The sequence below is a fragment of the Sulfitobacter sp. PR48 genome, assembly GCF_028807335.1.
Classification (GTDB): Bacteria; Pseudomonadota; Alphaproteobacteria; order Rhodobacterales; family Rhodobacteraceae; genus Sulfitobacter.
In genome coordinates, this window is sequence record NZ_JARAMM010000001.1 from 51,539 (window position 1) to 64,887 (window position 13,349).

The window sequence follows — 13,349 nt, forward strand, 5'->3', positions numbered from 1 at the left end:
GTCAGTGCCCTTCCGCTTGGTTTGGCAGCAGGTCGCGTCCGGTAAGCGCCCCCGCCAGGCGCAGGGCGGCGCAATAGACCGCCACGATACAGGCGACCACCCCGGCGGCAAAACTGCAGGCATAGGCCCACCAGACCGGGAATTGCAGGAACAGCGTTGTCTCGCCATTGCCGAAGTAGCGTTCCAACCCGCCGAAAAGCCGCCAGATCAGCAGGATCACGACCGCTGTCAGCACGATCTCCCAGATCGCGGCCAGCCAGCGGTTGAAGGCATCCGGCAGGGCCGCGGTGAAAATGTCTACGGTGGCATGTGAACCGTGCAGCTGGCAGATCGGCAAAAAGGAAAAAATCGCAAAGGCAACCCCGGCTTCCAGCAGTTCATAGCTGCCGTTGATCTCTCCGATCCCGAGATCGAGCAGAAACTGCGAAACCCCGGTCAGCATCCTGTCGAAGAAATCCGCATGCAGGAACTTGTTCACCGAGCGTCCGATGATCGACAGCGTGGTCAGCAGAATCAGCGCCAAGAGAACGAAGCCCCCCAAAAGCGCCGTAACGCGTGCAAGGGCGTGGACAATATTGCGCATCCTCGACAACCTTTCGGTAAAATAGTGCCAAAAAACCGACCCGCAGCATGCAGGCTGCGGGTCGGTCAAACGCCGGGCGTTTTACTGCTGGTAGGCGTCCATCAGCGACTTCGCCTCGTCGATCAGAGCCTGACCGTCGATGCCCTTGTCCTGCATGTCCGCAACCCATTCCTCGTAGATCGGCTGGGCCGCATCGCGCCAGACCTGGGTCTCCGCATCGTTCAGCGTAACGATGTTATTGCCCAGATCAACGGCAAGCTGACGGGCGGGGCCATCGGCATCCGCCTGGGTGCCGCCCGCGAAGATAGAGAACTCCAGACCGGAGTTGTCGTCGATCACCTTTTTCAGGTCATCGGGCAGGCTTTCATAGCGGTCCTTGTTCATCGCCAGCACGAAGGTCAGCGTGTAAAGCGCACCGTCGAATTCGGTGTGGTTCTTGACCAGCTCCGGCACCTTCAGTGCTGCGGTGACTTCCCAGGGGATCGTGGTGCCGTCGATGACACCCTTGGACAGACCTTCGGGGATCGCCGGAACCGGCATGCCGACCGGTGTCGCACCGGTGATTTCCAGCAGACGGTTCACCAGACGCGAGCCGCCGCGGATCTTCATGCCTTCCATGTCGGCGGGTGTGCGCACTTCCTTGTTGGCATGGATCAGACCGGGGCCGTGGACCCATGTGCCCAGGATGTGCACATCCTTGAATTCGCCGTCCTTCATGTGCTTTTCGAACATCTGCCAATAGGCAGAGGATGCCGCGCGCGCATCGTCGACCATGAAGGGCAGTTCAAAGACTTCGGTCGACGGATAGCGGCCGGGCGTATAGCCGACCACGGTCCAGACAATGTCTGCAACCCCGTCGATGGCCTGGTCCATCAGCTCGGGCGGGGTGCCGCCCAGTTGCATCGACGGATAACGCTCGACCTTGATGCGGCCTGCGCTGTCCTCTTCGACCTTGTCGGCCCAGACATCGAGAACCAGCTTGGGCACGTTGGCCTGCGGCGGCAGGAACTGGTGCATGCGCAGGGTGACATCCTGCGCCATGGCGGTGGTTGCTGTGAGCGCGGTTGCCAGTGCGGCACCTGCTGCCCCCAGAAGCGTTCTGCGAAACATCATGTGGTCTTCTCCCATTAAGATTCCCGACCTCGCCCTTATCACCGGACGATGGCCTTTTGTGAATGCTACTGGATCAGACAATACCAGCGTATCGGCGTCAACAAAGGCTTGGCTCCAAGTCGGCCAATTCAGCAAAATCGCCAATTGCGCGGCGATTTAGGCATTATAGTTCCTGACAGGCTGCCCTGGATCGGGGGAAACAGGCGCCGGAAGGCAACGCCCGACCTGGAGGGCGATCAGAGCTTTGACGCGGAGAAGAACGTCTCAATCCGCGGGCCGGTCATGGCTTGGCAAAGGGTGCAAAATCGCCCTCCGGGCGGGAGGTCGGGCGGGAAGTTGGCCAGACCAAGCAGCAACGGGACGGCAAGTTCCGCGAAGGCAACCATGGCACGGCCAACGTCCGATCCGGATCAGAAATGTTTGCCCCTCGGGCCAGTATCGCATGGCAGCACCCGCTGACGGGATTTCAGAAAATCCACCGCGCCGGGTCAAACCCCGTGACTGCCGCACTATGGCGGCCTGCACAAAGGGGGATATGGTGGCGTTAGGTGGACTCGAACCACCGACCTAACGATTATGAGTCGTTCGCTCTAACCAACTGAGCTATAACGCCATGAGCGCGTGGACTATGCCAGCCCACCGCGCCCGTCAAGCATAAAACCAACTTGTTTTGTCCCGAACCGGGCCGCAGCGCGCCGGGCCGGTACAAAGCTCATTCAATTGCCCCGGCGCTGCCCCAATCTGGCCCGATACTGCCCCTATCCCACCTGCTGAGATGACCAAAAGCAGGTGAACCGCGCCCGATGCCGACCGACATGAGCCCCGATTACGTCGCCGCCCGGCCCCTTGCCCCCCTGGCGGGGCTGGCCGCCCTCGACCCGCGCCGCTGGTTTGCAGGGCCGGAACTGTTCCTGATCGCGCTGATCGCCGCCACCGGAGCCGTTGCGCTGATTCTGTCGGTCCTCTTTGCCCAGGCCGTTGCCTGGAACGCCTTTCTGATCAGCTTTGCCCCCAGCGCCGGGCTGATCCTGTTGGGGGCCTATGTCCGCAGCGCAAAAAACATGCCCCGCGCCGCGGTCTGCGCCATCGCCACCGGCATCTACATCGGCTTTTCCGGGGTGATCACGATCCTGATCTATCTGCGCTTTCCGATCACGGTGCCCCTGCTGGACGCGGATCTGATGCGGCTGGATGCGCAGATCTTCGGGTACGATTGGCAGGGGTTCACCACTGCCATTGCCGCCTATCCCGTGATCGGCCGTGCAATCGGCTGGGTCTATGGCAGTTCGCTGATGCAGCTTTTCGCGGTGATCTTCATGCTGGGCTACCTCGGCCGGTCCGTCGCGCTCTACCGGGTGTTGATCACCGGCACGGTTTCGCTGCTGCTGGCCGTCGCCTTCTGGTGGCTCTGGCCCAGCCTTGGCCCTTCGGCCTATGTCACGCTTCCGGCAGAAACAGAACGCGCCCTTGGGCTGATCCACGGACAGGAGGCAGGTGCCCGGCTGCGCGACATGGCGCAGAACGGCAATGCTGTGATCACGCCACAGATCATCATGGGAACCATCGCCTTTCCGTCCTACCACACGGTTATGGCCTGTCTTGCGGTCTGCTTTGTTGCCGGGACAGTGATCTTCTGGCCGATGCTGCTGATCAATATCGCGATGCTCCCCGCGATCCTGTCACATGGCGGCCACCACTTCAGCGATGTCCTCGGCGGGCTGCTCACCTTTGCCCTCGCCTATGGCTTTGCCCGCCTGATGGTGCCAGAAAAATCAGCCCGGCCGGACCCGGGCGCTACTTTCTGACGGAATATTTCAAAACTTTCCAAACTTTTGAAACTAATGCCATTAGGCGTTCGTTGATCCCCCATACGACACAGATTTTAATGTTGGGAGACAAAATGAATACGCTGAAAATGACACTTGCCGCTTCTGCCATTGCCCTGGGGACAACCGCCGCTTTTGCTGCAGAAAATCCCATGGTTGGTGGTGCGGAAATGTTCGCCGACAAGAACATCGTCGAAAACGCCGTGAATTCGGCGGATCACACAACGCTTGTTGCTGCGGTCAAGGCGGCTGGCCTGGTTGAGACGCTGGCGGGCGAAGGCCCCTTTACCGTCTTTGCCCCCACCAACGAAGGCTTCGAACGCCTTGAAGACGGTGCCGTCACCACTTTGCTGGAACCGGCCAACCGTGATCTGCTGACAAAAACACTGACCTGCCACGTTGTTGCCGGCAAGGTCACAGCCGAAGCGCTGACCGGCATGATCGCGGCAGATGGCGGCAAGCATATGGTCCCCACCGTCGGCGGCTGCATGCTGACCGCGTCAATCGCTGACGATGGCCGTGTGCTGATCACCGATGAAAACCAGAACGGTGCCTTCGTGACCATCGCGGATGTGAACCAGTCGAACGGCGTGATCCACGTGATTGACGGCGTGATGCTGCCCAAGCAGTAAGCCACCGCACTGACCGGCTGAATACCTGACCCCCGGGGTGCAAACCCCGGGGGTTTTGCCGTGGGAAATGCCGGGGCATTTTGCACGCTTGACCTGCCGACGCCTCTGGCACAGCATGGGTTCATGACACCTGGCAAAGCATATCTGGATGCTGACGCCATCCACAGGCTGGCAGGCCGATCCGACGCCATGGGCGCTTGGCTGGTGGTCCATTGCTGGGGCGTGATCCTTGGCGCTGTCGCCCTCTTCGCCCTATGGCCCAATCCGCTGACCTTCCTGCTGGCGGTCGTGCTTATCGGCTCGCGTCAGCTGGGCCTTGCCATCCTGATGCATGACGCCGCGCATAACGCCTTGTTCAATAACCGCAGGATCAACGAATTCGCGGGCGAATGGCTCTGCGGTCGTCCGATCCTGGCGGAGCTTTCCAGCTACCGCCATTATCATCTGACCCACCACCGTTATACCCAGACCGAAAAGGACCCCGATCTGGTCCTCTCCGCCAAGTTCCCGACAAGCCACGCCAGCCTGCGGCGCAAGTTCATCCGCGACCTGACCGGGCAGACCGGGGTTCGGCAGGTGGTCGGGCAGATTGTCATGTCCTTCCGGCTGGCCGGGGACGACGACGCAATCGCGGCGGCAACCGAGGATGCCGCGCTGGCGTTCAAGGCGCGGGACCTGTGGAAATCCCTGCTGGTCTTTCTGGGCGTTGCCCTGTTGATGAGCATCCTCGGACAATGGTGGTACGGTCTGGCCTTCTGGCTGCTGCCCTATCTTACCTGGTTTCAACTGGTCCTGCGCATCCGCAACATTGCGGAACATGGCGCGACGGAACAGTCGGAGGACCCGCTGCGCAACGTCCGCACCACCCGCGCGGGCCCCATCGCCCGTGCGCTGCTCGCGCCCTATTGGGTCAATTACCACCTGGAACATCACATGGTCATGCATGTCCCCTGCTGGCGCCTGCCCGACCTGCACCGCGCGCTTTGCGATGCCGGTATCGGGGACCGCATGCGCATCTCGCCCAACTATGGTCGCGCGCTGGCAGAGGCCGGTTGGTAGAACCGCTCGGATCAAGACGCTAACGTCGGCTGTCAGCCCGTGCAGGCGCTGCGCTGAAACGGCTCCCTTTCCACCTGGGGCTGTGATAGAGCGGCCTCAATCAACCAACCTGCTTTCCCATCCCGGGCCCAAGCACCGCAACAGATGAGTTACGAAGATGAAGAAAATTGCACTGGTTCTCGTGGGCCTCATCGCTGCGCTCCACTTCTATATCGCCTGGTTTGAGATCTTCGCCTGGACGTCGCGCGGCCCGAAAGTGTTTACCTCGATGCCGCCCGAGCTTTTTGAACCGACCATCCAGATGGCCGCCAACCAGGGCTTCTATAACGCTTTTCTCGCGGCCGGGCTGGTCTGGTCTCTGCTCATCAAAGAGGAGAAATGGCAGTTCAGAATTGCCGCCTGTTTCCTGACCTTCGTTGCCCTTGCAGGGGTCGGGGCCGCGGTGACTGTTGCGGTGAAATCCGGCCTTCCGCAATTCGTGCCCGCGAGCATTGCCCTGGCGTTGCTCGTGCTCTCAAGGAAGCAAGGCCCGTCTTCCCGGTCGTGACCTGACGACCGGATCAATGCGCCGGGGCGGATACCGCGTCCAGCAGGGTGCGCCCGCCGTCGATCACCATGATCTCTCCGGTCATGAAACCGGAACTCTCCGCCGCCAGGAACTGCACCGCCTCACACAGTTCGTTCGGTGACGCGATGCGCCCCAGCGGCGTGTTGTTGCGGATGTTGTCGCGCCACTCGCGGTTTTCGGCCACGGCGGCGCGCAGCGAGGCGCTCATCACGCTGCCAAAGGAAATCGCGTTGACCCTGATCCGGTGCTGGGCCAGCGACAGCGCCATCGAGCGGGTCATCTGCTGTACCGCAGAGGCGGCGATGGCATAGCCCATCAGTTCCGGCCGGGTCTGCTTGCAGGCGGTAGAGCTGAGGTTGATGATCGAACCGACCTGCGCCTTGGATTCAGGATCCGCCTGTTTGATCATCCGCCGCGACACCGCCTGCGTCAGGTGCAGGGCCGTCATCAGGTTCTGATCCAGCAGGGTTTCGACAGAGGTGTCCTCCACATCCAGCGCGTCGGTGGTCATCACCTGGCGCGAGGCATTGACCAGAATATCCACCTGGTCAAAGGCATCTATGGTTGCGGAAATCAGGTTTGCGATGGTCAGGCGCTGGCGCAGGTCGCCGGCAAAGGTGCGGATGTTGCCCTCTTCCTGCTCATCGCCCAGTTCATCCATCAGCATCTTTTCATCCGCATCGGCGCACATCACATTGGCACCCGCATTCGCCAGATGCCGCGCAATCGACAGGCCGATGCCATTGGCCGCGCCGGTGACAATTGCGGTCTTGCCGGAAATCGAAAAAGACATCGCTATCCCTTCTCAGATATGCTCAGCGCCGCTGGCGCGTCGGTTTGGCTGCATGGAACAGCTTGAACCTTGCATCGCCGCCCAGTTCATCAACATGGGCAAAGTTCTTCTTCAACTCGGCCTCATAAGGCAGGTGACGGTTGGCAACCATCCACAGATTGCCATTGGGTTGCAACAGTCTTGACGCCGCCGCGACAAAGGCCTGGCCGATCTGCGGCTCGGCGGCGCGGCCCTGATGGAACGGCGGGTTCATCACGATTGTGTCCATCCGGTGCGGCGGTGCCCATTTGGTCGCGTCTTCCCAATGGAACTTGGCGCGCTCGTCGGTCACGTTGTGCCGCGCGCATTCCAGCGCGCTGTGCCCGGCCTCCACCAGATGCACGGTCTGGACGCTCTCCCGTGTCAGGACATGGGCCGCCAGAAACCCCCATCCTGCACCCAGATCGGCCACTTCGGCACCCAGCTTCTCGGGCAAGGCATCAACCAGAAGCGCCGATGCCAGATCGACCCCATCGGCAGAGAACACGCCCGGCGCTGTCCAGAACCCCTCTGCCGTCTGAGCGGGCCGTTGCAGCCAGTCGGCAAAGAAATCCTTGGCGGCAGGGTCGATCCAGAACAACTTGCCATGCGCCTTGGAAATCGGACCATTCACGGTGACACGCTTTTTCATCTCGCGAAAAATGGAATCAATGCCATCGGTCTTCTGCCCGTCGATCACCACGATCCCGTCGCAGGCCTCGCAGGCCCGGGCGATCAGCGCGCGCGCCTCGGCCTTGGCGCGGGGCAGACAGACAATCGCGGCGGCATAGCGGTCGCCGATCATGTGAATCGCCTTGTAACCGCGCGCCTCCCAACTGTCGTAAAGCGGCTTGAAGTCCTGCACGATATGGCAACGGTCAGGATCCAGACCCGGCAGCCGCGCCTCTGCATTGGGGTGAAATACGGCGATCAGCCCTTGCTCAGGCAGGTCGAGCCCGCCTTGCAGCGCCAGATCCAGTCGTGCGTCAATCACACGCTATTCTTCTTTTTCCATGGTGCATTGCAGCGGATGCTGATGCCTGCGGGCAAAATCCATCACCTGCGCAACCTTGGTCTCTGCAATCTCGTGGCTGAACACACCCACCACCGCCAGGCCCTTCTTGTGAACCGTCAGCATGATCTCGAAGGCCTGGGCATGGTTCAGACCAAAGAACCGCTCCAGCACATGCACGACAAACTCCATCGGGGTAAAGTCGTCATTCAGCAGCAACACCTTGTAGAGCGGGGGCCGCTTTGTCTTGGGCTTGGTCTTGGTCAGCAGATCGGTCTGACCGTCATCGTCCGACTTGTCCGCCATCATGTGTTCTTCAAGGCGCATTGCTGCTCCGACAGGTTGCTGTGCGTTGGTGAGTCGTATGAGCGTCTATATAACCTGTTCCTGTATTGAGAAAAGAGGCAGCTTGGAAATGGCACTTGCATTAACCACAATCGGCTTTGATGCGGACGATACGCTTTGGCAAAATGAACAGTTTTTTGCCATGACCCAGGACCGTTTTGCCGATCTGCTGGCCGATCACGCGGACAAGCCCGACCTGATGGCGCGGCTGATGCAGGCGGAACGGCGCAACCTTTCGCACTACGGATTCGGGATCAAGGGCTTTACCCTGTCGATGATCGAAACTGCAATCGAGATCACGCAAGGCAAGGTGCCCGCCACCGTGATCGGCGAAATCCTCGATGCCGGGCGCGATATGCTGTCCCACCCGGTCGAACTGCTGCCGGGCGTGCAGGACACGCTTGAAGCACTCCGGCCCGATCACAAGCTGCTTCTGATCACCAAGGGTGACCTGCTCGACCAGATGCGCAAGGTGGAGCAATCCGGGCTGCGCGAGCATTTCGACGCCATCGAGATCGTGTCCCACAAGACCCCGGCCGAATATACCGAGATTTTCCGGCGGCATGGCACCGGCGCCGACCAGGGGCTGATGGCAGGCAACTCCATGTCCTCGGACGTTCTGCCGATGCTGGAGGCTGGCGGATGGGGGGTTCTGATCCCCCACGGGCTGACCTGGGCGCTGGAACACGCCAAAGCACCCCAGGATCACCCCAGGTTCGCGGAGATCCCCAATCTGGCGCATCTGCCGGCGCTGGTCGCGCAGTGCAAATCAGTCGGCTGACCGGTCAGGCGCGCCCCAAATTCAATAATGGCATGACCGCCAAACTGCCGCCACAATCTTGCCTTAATCGCCCCTATTGTGGCATCAGATTTTCCTCCCCCTAGATGTGGACGACACCCGGCCCTTTTTTCGCTGATTTACCAGTACGTTATGCCTTTCCCGAAATCGGATCCTGTGTTACCTTAACTGTAATCAAATTGTGGCCAGTCGAAAAATCGGCGGTCCAGAGGCAGTAAAAGGCAGGTTTCCAATGAAGGCGCGGCGCATTCAGCCGGCCCGTTTCGGGCTATTTTTCCTCGCAGCACTATGGCTTCTGGTCATTCTGCCGCTCAGCGCCATCGCCGCCCCCTATGCTGCTTATGTGATCGACGCCAGGACTGGAAAGGTCCTGCATGCGCAAAACGCCGATACCCGGCTGCACCCTGCTTCCCTGACCAAGATGATGACGCTTTATATCGCCTTCGAGGCGATCGAACGTGGTGAAATTTCGCTCGATACCAAAGTGACGGTCTCGCAGAATGCCGCGTCCGAGCCGCCCAGCAAGCTGGGTCTGCGTCCGGGTCAGAAGATCGCGCTGCGCTACCTGATCCGCGCCGCCGCGGTGAAATCCGCCAACGACGCCGCCACCGCCATCGGCGAGGCAATCGAAGGGTCCGAAGCCAAGTTCGCCCGCCGGATGAACCGGACTGCCAAATCCCTGGGGATGACGCGGACGACATTCAAGAACATGCACGGGCTGACCGAGGCGGGCCATCTCTCCACCGCCCATGACATGACGCTGATGGGGCGGCACCTGCTGTATGATTACCCGCAATACTACAACCTGTTCTCGCGCATCGAGGCCGATGCCGGGGTCAAGAAGGTCAGCCACACCAACCGGCGCTTCCTGACCTCGTACAAAGGCGCCGACGGGATCAAGACCGGCTATACAAGGGCGGCGGGTTTCAACCTGACCGCCTCAGCCGAACGTGGCAACGAGCGTATCATCGTGACCGTTTTCGGCGGTCAGTCCACGGCATCGCGCAACGCCAAGGTGGCCGAGCTGATGGATCTCGGATTCCGCCGCGCGCCGTCGAATGCCCCCCTGCGCAAGCCCCAGCGTGAAACGGTTTACGCCGATGTCGAGGACGACAGCGCAGGTGCCGTACCGGGTGGTGCCGGCAAGACGATTCGCCTGGTCGGCGCGGTCAAAAGCTCCAAGCGGCCGCAATTGCGCCCCGGCAGCGACGCGCCTGTCATGGTGGCCTCTGCGGAACCTGTCGTGACAAATGCAGACATCACCGCAGCCCTCAAGGAAGCCGTGCAGACTCCGGCCCCGACACCGGCGAAACCCGTCGAAAGCGACGCCGTGGTCACCCTCGCTTCTGCGGCGCAGGCTTCCGTGCGCCCGACCCTGCGGCCCAGAGCCTCAGACGCCCCCGCAGCCGCAGCGGCAGCCCCCGTGGAGCAGGAAGTGGTCACCCGGCTGTCCACATCGGGCGGACGCCAATGGGGCGTCAACGTGGGCCGCTATCCCAGCCGCTATGCCGCCGAAAAGGTGCTGCTCAAGACCGCACTGGCAGAAATGGCAACCCTGGACGGCAGCCTGCGCAAGGTGGTGCAGCGCCCACAGGGGTTTGATGCCAATTTTCTCGGCATGACCCGCGACAGCGCCGACCTGGCCTGCCGCAGGCTGGCCGCGCGCAATGTCAGCTGCTTCATGATCGGGCCCGGCTGACCGCCTGATCCTGCGCCGCCTCACGGCGAATCCAACGCACGAAATCCTTCAGCGCGGGCCGCATCACGCCGGGCCGCGTGACGATGTTATAGCCCGATCCGGGTCTTTCCGTCCGGTGCAATTCCCGCAGCCGTCCGGCGGCAATGTCGCGTGCCACAAACAAAAGCACCGTCACCGCCACCCCCTGCCCGTTCCGGGCCCCGTCAAGCAGCAGATTGCCCGGGACCTGCATCAGCGCCTTCGGAGCCAGCGCGCCATTGCCGAAACGGCGCAGCCAATCGGTGCTTTCCGAGGTGCTCGCCTCCTCCAGCCAGGGGTAGCCTGACAGGGCATCAATCGGCGGCAAGGGCCCCTCCCCCACCAGCGAGGGCGCCGCAATCACCACCATGGGGGATTCCAGCAGCAGCTCCGTTTCCAGCCCCGGCCAAGGGCCGACGCCGTAACGGATCGCGATGTCAATGCCGTCCGGCGAGAGCGGCGCAAGCGCCGGCGTGGGATCAAGCCGCAGATTCGCCTCCGGATGCTGGGCGCGAAACGACGGCAGGCGTGGCATCAGCCAGGAGGCGGCAAAGGTCGGTGTGCAGGAGATATGCAGGGGCCGCTCGTCCCGGGTGCCGGTGATTTCCTGCGCCGCCTCGATCATCGCGGCAAAACCCGCGTGCAGCGCCTTGGCCAGCACGTCTCCCGCCGGGGTCAGGCGCATCGACCGGCCCGACCGATCCAGCAGCGCCACATCCAGATGTTTCTCAAGCACCCGCAATTGCTGGCTGATCGCCGCATGGCTGACCCCGAGCGCATCACCCGCCGCCTGCACATTGCCGCTTTGGGCAAAGGCGGAAAAGGCCCGCAGCGCGGCCATCGGGGGCAGTTGCTTCCAGTCCATATGCAACCCTGACTTACATGTAGAAACGATACATGAGTCGCATTTTGCCGGGAAATGCCCAGTATTGAAAGGGTGAAACGCAGCACAAGGAGAGCCCGAAATGTTAAGTATATACGCATCCGCCATGCAAACAGCGACCCGGACCGACTGCCTCTCTGTCCGCAGCATACTGCCCGGCGCAAAGTCATTGCGCCTGCGCTGGTGGCAGCGCGCCAGGACCAGCTGCATCGACCTGAGTCGCCTGTAACCGGTCTGAACATGGGGAAAGCAGGCGCGGGCGCGCTCAGACACCGGCCCGGCCGCTTTCAACCGCAGGCAGCGCAAGCGCCAATTCAGGCCGCCGTGGCCCCGGCGGCCTGCGCCGTTTTATTCGAATAAAACGGCCCGGAATTTTCGAAAATTCCGCCCCCGCCGCTCAGGTCGTGGCCTGCAGCAGGGTGCGGGTATAGTCGGTCTGCGGATTGTCATACAGATCATCCACCGGCCCGTATTCGATCACATCGCCCCGTTTCATCACCATGACCTTGTGCGACATGGCACGCACCACCCGCAGGTCGTGGCTGATGAAAAGATAGGCCAGCCCGTATTTCCTTTGCAGGTCGCGCAGCAGTTCGACGATCTGGACCTGCACCGTCATGTCCAGCGCCGATGTCGGCTCGTCCAGCACCAGCAGACGGGGGCGCAGCACCATGGCGCGGGCAATCGCGATGCGCTGCCGCTGACCGCCGGAAAACTCGTGCGGATAGCGGTCCATCGTGGCCGGGTCGAGCCCCACTTCCATCATCACCTCATGCACCAGAATCCGCTGATCCTGGCCCTTGCCGACCCCGTGAATCCCAAGACCCTCGGCGATGATCTGGAAACAGGTCATGCGCGGGCTGAGCGAGCCGAACGGGTCCTGGAAGACGATCTGCATATCCGCCCGCAGCCGCCGCAACTGCCGGGTCGACCATTGCCGCACGTCCTGCCCCATGAAGGTGATCCGCCCGTCCGACTGGATCAGCCGCATGATGGCAAGCGCCATTGTCGTCTTGCCCGATCCGCTTTCCCCCACGATACCCAGGGTTTCCCCCGCGTGCAGCGTCAGCGACATGTCGTTGACCGCCTTCACATGGCCCACGGTGCGCCGCAGCAGGCCGCGCTGGATCGGGAACCAGACCTTGAGGTTCTCTGTCGATACGATCTCGGGCGCTTCCGCAGGGGCGGGCGCGGGGCTGCCCGTGGGTTCGGCGCTGAGCAGCTTCAGCGTATAGGGGTGCTGCGGATTGTCGAAAATTTCCCGCGTCGGCCCCTGCTCCACGATTTCGCCATGCTGCATCACGCAGACGCGGTCGGCGATGCGGCGGACAATGCCGAGGTCATGGGTGATGAACAGCAGCCCCATGCCCTCGCTGTCCTTGAGGTCCTTCAGCAGGTCGAGGATCTGCGCCTGGATCGTGACATCCAGCGCCGTGGTCGGCTCATCCGCGATCAGCACATCGGGCTTGTTGGCCAGCGCCATGGCGATCATCACCCGCTGGCGCTGCCCGCCCGACAATTGGTGCGGATAGGCCCCCAGGCGGCTTTGCGCATCGGTGATCCCGACCTTTTCCAGCAGTTCGAGAATCCGCGCACGCGCCTGCGCGCCGGTCAGGCCCTGATGCAGCGCGATGCTTTCGCCCAGCTGCTTTTCGATGGTGTGCAGCGGGTTCAGCGATGTCATCGGCTCCTGGAAGATAAAGCTGATGTCATTGCCGCGCACCTTGCGCAGCAGTGCCGCATCCGCACCGATCATCTGCTGGCCGTCATAGGTGACGGAGCCCGACACCTCGGCGCTGTCACCCAGAAGCGACACGGTCGACAGGGCCGAAACCGATTTGCCCGATCCGCTTTCGCCCACCAGTGCCACAGTCTCCCCCCGTTCCACGGAAAAGGACACGCCGCGCACCGCATGGGTCAGCGCGCCGTCCTGCCGGAACGAGACGTTCAGGTTGCGGACATCCAGAAGTGCTGTGCTCATCCGCGCACCCCCTGCCCGAT

13 protein-coding genes and 1 tRNA gene are annotated in these 13,349 nt (G+C 62.0%); 6 read left to right on the forward strand and 8 right to left on the reverse strand.

The features are described 5' to 3' along the window. Nucleotide 1 precedes the first annotated feature (1 nt). The 3 genes from PVW51_RS00245 to PVW51_RS00255 all read right to left on the reverse strand — a co-directional run bounded on the left by PVW51_RS00245 (nucleotide 2) and on the right by PVW51_RS00255 (nucleotide 2,309). The gene (locus PVW51_RS00245; protein ID WP_269364154.1) at nucleotides 2–583 is read right to left on the reverse strand and encodes a TRAP transporter small permease; all 582 of its coding nucleotides are present in this window, start codon (nucleotides 581–583) and stop codon (nucleotides 2–4) included. Nucleotides 584–664: 81 nt separating this feature from the next. Then, on the reverse strand, nucleotides 665–1,696 hold the full coding sequence (locus PVW51_RS00250; protein WP_269364152.1) for a TRAP transporter substrate-binding protein: 1,032 nt from the start codon (nucleotides 1,694–1,696) through the stop codon (nucleotides 665–667). Nucleotides 1,697–2,232: 536 nt separating this feature from the next. Then, nucleotides 2,233–2,309 (reverse strand) — tRNA-Met (locus PVW51_RS00255). Between the two features lie 190 nt (nucleotides 2,310–2,499). Here PVW51_RS00255 and PVW51_RS00260 point away from each other — a divergent pair. The 4 genes from PVW51_RS00260 (at nucleotide 2,500) to PVW51_RS00275 (ending at nucleotide 5,760) form a co-directional block, all read left to right on the forward strand. Next, entirely contained in the window at nucleotides 2,500–3,501 is a 1,002-nt protein-coding gene (locus tag PVW51_RS00260; protein ID WP_274573157.1) for a phosphatase PAP2 family protein, read from the forward strand. Between the two features lie 95 nt (nucleotides 3,502–3,596). Further along, complete coding sequence (locus PVW51_RS00265) at nucleotides 3,597–4,154, forward strand: fasciclin domain-containing protein (RefSeq protein ID WP_269364149.1); 558 nt, start codon at nucleotides 3,597–3,599, stop codon at nucleotides 4,152–4,154. A gap of 123 nt (nucleotides 4,155–4,277) precedes the next feature. Further along, nucleotides 4,278–5,213: a fatty acid desaturase family protein gene (locus PVW51_RS00270; RefSeq protein WP_274573158.1), complete on the forward strand. Its 936-nt coding sequence runs from the start codon at nucleotides 4,278–4,280 to the stop codon at nucleotides 5,211–5,213. 157 nt (nucleotides 5,214–5,370) lie between these two features. After that, nucleotides 5,371–5,760, forward strand: a complete 390-nt coding sequence (locus PVW51_RS00275; protein ID WP_274573159.1) for a DUF1304 domain-containing protein — start codon at nucleotides 5,371–5,373, stop codon at nucleotides 5,758–5,760. 13 nt (nucleotides 5,761–5,773) lie between these two features. On the opposite strand, the gene PVW51_RS00280 is transcribed toward PVW51_RS00275, so the two are convergent. The 3 genes from PVW51_RS00280 to clpS are packed head-to-tail and all read right to left on the reverse strand — an operon-like array spanning nucleotide 5,774 to nucleotide 7,931. Next, nucleotides 5,774–6,574 (reverse strand): SDR family NAD(P)-dependent oxidoreductase, encoded by an 801-nt coding sequence (locus tag PVW51_RS00280; protein WP_269364146.1) that lies wholly within the window; start codon nucleotides 6,572–6,574, stop codon nucleotides 5,774–5,776. A gap of 22 nt (nucleotides 6,575–6,596) precedes the next feature. Then, a complete protein-coding gene (locus tag PVW51_RS00285; RefSeq protein WP_274573160.1) occupies nucleotides 6,597–7,586 on the reverse strand; it encodes a class I SAM-dependent methyltransferase in 990 nt (329 codons plus the stop codon). A gap of 3 nt (nucleotides 7,587–7,589) precedes the next feature. Next, on the reverse strand, nucleotides 7,590–7,931 hold the full coding sequence (gene clpS, locus PVW51_RS00290; protein WP_067294983.1) for an ATP-dependent Clp protease adapter ClpS: 342 nt from the start codon (nucleotides 7,929–7,931) through the stop codon (nucleotides 7,590–7,592). An 88-nt stretch (nucleotides 7,932–8,019) separates the two neighbouring features. On the opposite strand from clpS, the gene PVW51_RS00295 reads away from it, so the two are divergent. After that, the gene (locus PVW51_RS00295) at nucleotides 8,020–8,730 is read left to right on the forward strand and encodes an HAD family hydrolase (RefSeq protein ID WP_274573161.1); all 711 of its coding nucleotides are present in this window, start codon (nucleotides 8,020–8,022) and stop codon (nucleotides 8,728–8,730) included. 250 nt (nucleotides 8,731–8,980) lie between these two features. Next, nucleotides 8,981–10,447, forward strand: coding sequence for a D-alanyl-D-alanine carboxypeptidase family protein (locus tag PVW51_RS00300; protein WP_274573162.1), 1,467 nt, complete (start codon nucleotides 8,981–8,983; stop codon nucleotides 10,445–10,447). On the opposite strand, the gene PVW51_RS00305 is transcribed toward PVW51_RS00300, so the two are convergent. Continuing rightward, nucleotides 10,428–11,330, reverse strand: a complete 903-nt coding sequence (locus PVW51_RS00305; RefSeq protein ID WP_274573163.1) for a LysR family transcriptional regulator — start codon at nucleotides 11,328–11,330, stop codon at nucleotides 10,428–10,430. The genes PVW51_RS00300 and PVW51_RS00305 overlap by 20 nt on opposite strands. Nucleotides 11,331–11,745: 415 nt before the next feature. After that, nucleotides 11,746–13,329 carry an ABC transporter ATP-binding protein gene (locus tag PVW51_RS00310; protein ID WP_269364138.1) on the reverse strand — a complete coding sequence of 528 codons (1,584 nt, stop codon included), beginning with the start codon at nucleotides 13,327–13,329 and terminating at the stop codon, nucleotides 11,746–11,748. Nucleotides 13,330–13,349 lie beyond the last annotated feature (20 nt).

Coding starts and splice junctions, on each gene's coding strand:
- PVW51_RS00245 (WP_269364154.1), bottom strand. CDS start 583: ATGCGCAATATTGTCCACGCCCTTGCACGCGTTACGGCGCTTTTGGGG.
- PVW51_RS00250 (WP_269364152.1), bottom strand. CDS start 1,696: ATGATGTTTCGCAGAACGCTTCTGGGGGCAGCAGGTGCCGCACTGGCA.
- PVW51_RS00260 (WP_274573157.1), top strand. CDS start 2,500: ATGCCGACCGACATGAGCCCCGATTACGTCGCCGCCCGGCCCCTTGCC.
- PVW51_RS00265 (WP_269364149.1), top strand. CDS start 3,597: ATGAATACGCTGAAAATGACACTTGCCGCTTCTGCCATTGCCCTGGGG.
- PVW51_RS00270 (WP_274573158.1), top strand. CDS start 4,278: ATGACACCTGGCAAAGCATATCTGGATGCTGACGCCATCCACAGGCTG.
- PVW51_RS00275 (WP_274573159.1), top strand. CDS start 5,371: ATGAAGAAAATTGCACTGGTTCTCGTGGGCCTCATCGCTGCGCTCCAC.
- PVW51_RS00280 (WP_269364146.1), bottom strand. CDS start 6,574: ATGTCTTTTTCGATTTCCGGCAAGACCGCAATTGTCACCGGCGCGGCC.
- clpS (WP_067294983.1), bottom strand. CDS start 7,931: ATGCGCCTTGAAGAACACATGATGGCGGACAAGTCGGACGATGACGGT.
- PVW51_RS00295 (WP_274573161.1), top strand. CDS start 8,020: ATGGCACTTGCATTAACCACAATCGGCTTTGATGCGGACGATACGCTT.
- PVW51_RS00300 (WP_274573162.1), top strand. CDS start 8,981: ATGAAGGCGCGGCGCATTCAGCCGGCCCGTTTCGGGCTATTTTTCCTC.
- PVW51_RS00305 (WP_274573163.1), bottom strand. CDS start 11,330: ATGGACTGGAAGCAACTGCCCCCGATGGCCGCGCTGCGGGCCTTTTCC.
- PVW51_RS00310 (WP_269364138.1), bottom strand. CDS start 13,329: ATGAGCACAGCACTTCTGGATGTCCGCAACCTGAACGTCTCGTTCCGG.